This is a genomic window from Streptomyces durbertensis (assembly GCF_014156695.1).
Classification (GTDB): domain Bacteria; phylum Actinomycetota; class Actinomycetes; order Streptomycetales; family Streptomycetaceae; genus Streptomyces; species Streptomyces durbertensis.
The window spans coordinates 1-3883 of the sequence record NZ_WMLF01000483.1 but is presented as its reverse complement, the minus strand read 5'-3'; the positions used below and the strand labels follow the sequence as shown (position 1 = coordinate 3883).

Sequence of the window (3883 nt, the reverse complement as noted above, 5' to 3'; positions counted from 1 at the left end):
TCTGAAGGGGGCCCGGAGGGCCGCCCGGGCGGCGGGCCGCCACCAAGCGCCTCGCGGCGCTGGGAGGCGGCAGGGGCGCGGCAGGGGCGCGTGCGGCGTCTCGCCACGCGAAGGCCCCCACAACGCAGATCGCGCCGGACCCGGCGGAGTCCGACGCGATCAACGATCAAGTGCCGTATGGGGACGGCGACCTGTCGTGTGCTGCTGTGCTGCTACCTGGTTGTCAGGCCTCGCTGCGCTGCTGCGGGATACCCGCGAGCAATGCGCGCACCTCCGCTTCGCGGTAGCGGCGGTGCCCGCCGAGCGTGCGGATCGACGTGAGCTTGCCTGCCTTTGCCCAGCGCGTGACCGTCTTCGGGTCGACGCGGAACATCGTGGCAACCTCAGCCGGAGTCAGCAGTGGCTCGGCATCAGGGGTGCGAGCGGTCATGAGCGGCCTCCTCGGGAGAACCGAACCATCACGGTTCTTTCCTCTAAATTCTGCACCTTGACCCGCGTTGCCCGAAATGGCGCACGCAGGTCGAGTCGGTTATAGGACGAACGGCTTGTCCTCGGCACTACAACTACACCATCTGTCCAGCCTCGTCGGCCAAACCGATGGATTTGCACCCTCCCGCACACAACCTCCACAAAGACTGTTGAATCATGTCATAACGGACAGTCACCATCGAATGACCGTCCGTCACCGGAGGTGACGAGGTGTCACGGGTGGTACGTCAGGCAACGCCGAAGCGTCCGAACCAAGTTGGACGGAAGGAGACCGTCCATGGCCCCTTGTCCTATTTTGACACGAGGGGTTGCCTTGAGAGCAAGGGGGGCTTTGTGTGATCCATCACCCCTTGGGGGCAATGCCCCGGATCGACAGGTTGATCCGAGCACCCCGGCGGCCGGCCGGACCGGCCGCCGGCTAGTTCGCCAGCTGCCGCCGCTGCACCTCTCGCCAGCGCTCGGCCAACCTCGCGTAGAGCTCGCCCGCGCGCTCCTCGTCACCGTCCCGCAGCGCCGCCAGCCCCTCGTCGGCCTCCGCCGCCGAGTGGTCCTCGGCGAGCAGCTCCTCCGGGATGAGCCGCAGCAGCCCGCCGTAGTCCAGCTCGACGAGCGAACGCGGGTGGAACTCCTCCAGCCAGCGGCCCACGTCTACCAGGCCGTCGACCAGCGGGCCCTCCGCCAGTTCCGTGCGAAGCACCTTAAGCGCCCGCGCGACCCGGCGTCTGGCCTGGACCATCGGCGTGCGGTAGCGCAGCCGTGGACCGTCGGGCGTCTTCCCGAAATCCCGCTCTTCATCCCTGAAAAGCAGAAACCACCGGATCGGCACGTGCCACAGGGCGGTGCGGATCCACACCCTGCCGTCCGCGCCGGCCTCCACGGGCCGCTCCGACGGCTGCGACCGCGCCGCCCGGCCCTGCTCCTCGGCCGCCGCCCGCTCCCGCTCCTCCGCCGCGGCGCGCTCGCGCGCCACCGGTGGCAGCGCGGCCTCCAGCACCGGCGGCGGAAGCTCCCGTTCCGCCGTGACGAGCGCCTGCCGGCAGCGCTGCCGCGTCCGCCAGGGGCAGACGTACAGCACCCCGTCGACCTCGGCCACAAAGGCGTCGCCGCTCTCCCGCTCCTGCACCAGCACCGGCGGGACGGCGGTCAGGCGCACCAGGGCGGCGCGCGTCTCGTCCTGCGCGCCCGGCAGGTCCGGACGCTCCGCGTAGGCCCGCCAGCGGGCACGCTCCGGCTCGGGGAAGGCGGCCAGCGGCTCGTAGACCCGCAGGTACGCCGGATACGGCACACTCACCGCCGTCGACGGGGCCACACGGCCTCCTCACTCCCACTCCGGCGGCTACCGGCGCAGCCGCGGTCTCACGATGGTGACAGCCCCGGCCGACAGGGCCACAAAGCGCCTTCCAGGTCGTACCCTGCTGCGCATAGACCCTCCCCACCCGCAGGAGGGTGTCCACCCGCGACTACAGGAGTCACCACAGTGACTGACGTACGTCACTCCGCCAGCGTCGACGGAGTACTCCACACCCTGTTCCACTCGGACCAGGGCGGCCACGAGCAGGTCGTGCTCTGCCAGGACCGCGCCAGCGGCCTCAGGGCGGTCATCGCGATCCATTCCACCGCGCTGGGCCCCGCCCTCGGCGGCACCAGGTTCCACGCCTACACCGACGAGCAGCTCCCCGAGGAGGCCGCCGTCCTCGACGCGCTGAACCTCGCCCGGGGCATGTCGTACAAGAACGCGATGGCCGGGCTCGAGCACGGCGGAGGCAAGGCCGTCATCATCGGTGACCCCGAGCAGATCAAGAGCGAGGAGCTGCTGCTGGCCTACGGCCGGTTCGTGGCCTCGCTGGGCGGCCGCTACGTCACCGCCTGCGACGTCGGCACCTACGTCCAGGACATGGACGTCGTCGCCCGCGAATGCCGCTGGACCACCGGTCGCTCGCCGGAGAACGGCGGCGCCGGCGACTCCTCCGTGCTGACCGCGTTCGGCGTCTTCCAGGGCATGCGGGCCAGCGCCCAGCGGCTGTGGGGCGAGCCGACGCTGCGCGGCCGGAAGGTCGGCGTGGCCGGTGTCGGCAAGGTCGGCCACCACCTGGTGAACCACCTGGTGGAGGACGGCGCCCAGGTCGTCGTCACCGACGTGCGGGAGGAGTCGGTGCGCCGGGTGCGGCAGATCCACCCGCAGGTCGACGTCGTCGCGGACACCGACGCCCTGATCCGCGTCCCCGACCTCGACGTGTACGCGCCGTGCGCGCTCGGCGGCGCGCTCGACGACACCACCGTGCCGGTGCTCACCGCCAAGGCGGTCTGCGGCGCGGCGAACAACCAGCTGGCGCACCCGGGAGTGGAGAAGGACCTGGCCGAGCGCGGCATCCTCTACGCCCCCGACTACGTGGTGAACGCCGGCGGCGTCATCCAGGTCGCCGACGAGCTGCACGGCTTCGACTTCGCGCGTGCGAAGGCCAAGGCGACAAAGATCTTCGACACCACGCTGGAGATCTTCGACCGGGCGGCCACCGACGGCGTGCCGCCGGCGGCCGCCGCCGACCGGATCGCCGAGCAGCGCATGGCGGCCGGCCGCGCGTGAACCCGACCCCGGGTGTGAACCGGTACGCAGTGAACCGGTACATGTGATCCGGGTGCGCCGCGCGGGCGGCGCACCCGGATCAGGACACGGAAACGGCCGGCAACGCGTACAGTGTGGCGCGAGGACCGACCGTTCGGGTGGCAAGCCGGTCACCCGCCGTGACGGTCCCGTCGGGGAGACGTGTTTCACGACCCCGCCGGGGGCACGCCTCGACAAGAAGGTAAAATCGCCTTTGACCAGCGAAGAACAGGTCACAGGGCGTGGCGGGAACCTGCCGGGTCGCACGGGCGACGTACCGTACTGCGGCGGAAGCAGGTACCGTTGAAGCTCTAGGAGCCGGACTCTCAGCGAGGGTCCGCTCTCACCATGAACGCGTGTCAGACTCTGGGGCCGTCGAGCCCCGTCGTTGAGGGGGTCGAGCCATGGGGCGCGGCCGGGCCAAGGCCAAGCAGACGAAGGTCGCCCGCCAGCTGAAGTACAACAGTGGCGGGACTGACCTCTCGCGTCTGGCCGAAGAGCTGGGCGCGACGACGTCGCAACGGCCGGCGAACGGCGATCCGTACGAGGACGACGAGGACGACCCGTACGCGCGGTACGCCGAGCTGTACAACAGTGACGACGACGAGGACGAGGACGACGCGGCCAAGCGGCGCGGCGCCTGAGGCGCCTTCCTCGCGGCGGACGTCGTCCGCATTGAATCCGGTCCGGGGCCGAAGTGGCCAGGGCCGGATTCTGTGTGCCCGGCGCGAGCCGGGCGCGGGGCCTCTCCCCAACCCCGCCCCTTCCCGGAACCGGGGCTCCGCCCCGGGC

4 protein-coding genes are annotated in these 3883 nt (G+C 70.9%); 2 read left to right on the top strand and 2 right to left on the bottom strand.

The features are described from left to right. Positions 1-223: 223 nt before the first annotated feature. Both bldC and GL263_RS23050 read right to left on the bottom strand, forming a co-directional pair. Complete coding sequence (bldC, locus tag GL263_RS23055; RefSeq protein WP_003949541.1) at positions 224-430, bottom strand: developmental transcriptional regulator BldC; 207 nt, start codon at positions 428-430, stop codon at positions 224-226. Positions 431-907: 477 nt separating this feature from the next. After that, positions 908-1798, bottom strand: coding sequence for a DUF8083 family protein (locus GL263_RS23050; RefSeq protein ID WP_182857671.1), 891 nt, complete (start codon positions 1796-1798; stop codon positions 908-910). A 168-nt stretch (positions 1799-1966) separates the two neighbouring features. On the opposite strand from GL263_RS23050, the gene GL263_RS23045 reads away from it, so the two are divergent. Next, positions 1967-3073, top strand: a complete 1107-nt coding sequence (locus GL263_RS23045; protein ID WP_182857670.1) for a Leu/Phe/Val dehydrogenase — start codon at positions 1967-1969, stop codon at positions 3071-3073. A 422-nt stretch (positions 3074-3495) separates the two neighbouring features. Beyond that, positions 3496-3735, top strand: coding sequence for a DUF3073 domain-containing protein (locus tag GL263_RS23040; RefSeq protein WP_182857669.1), 240 nt, complete (start codon positions 3496-3498; stop codon positions 3733-3735). Positions 3736-3883 lie beyond the last annotated feature (148 nt).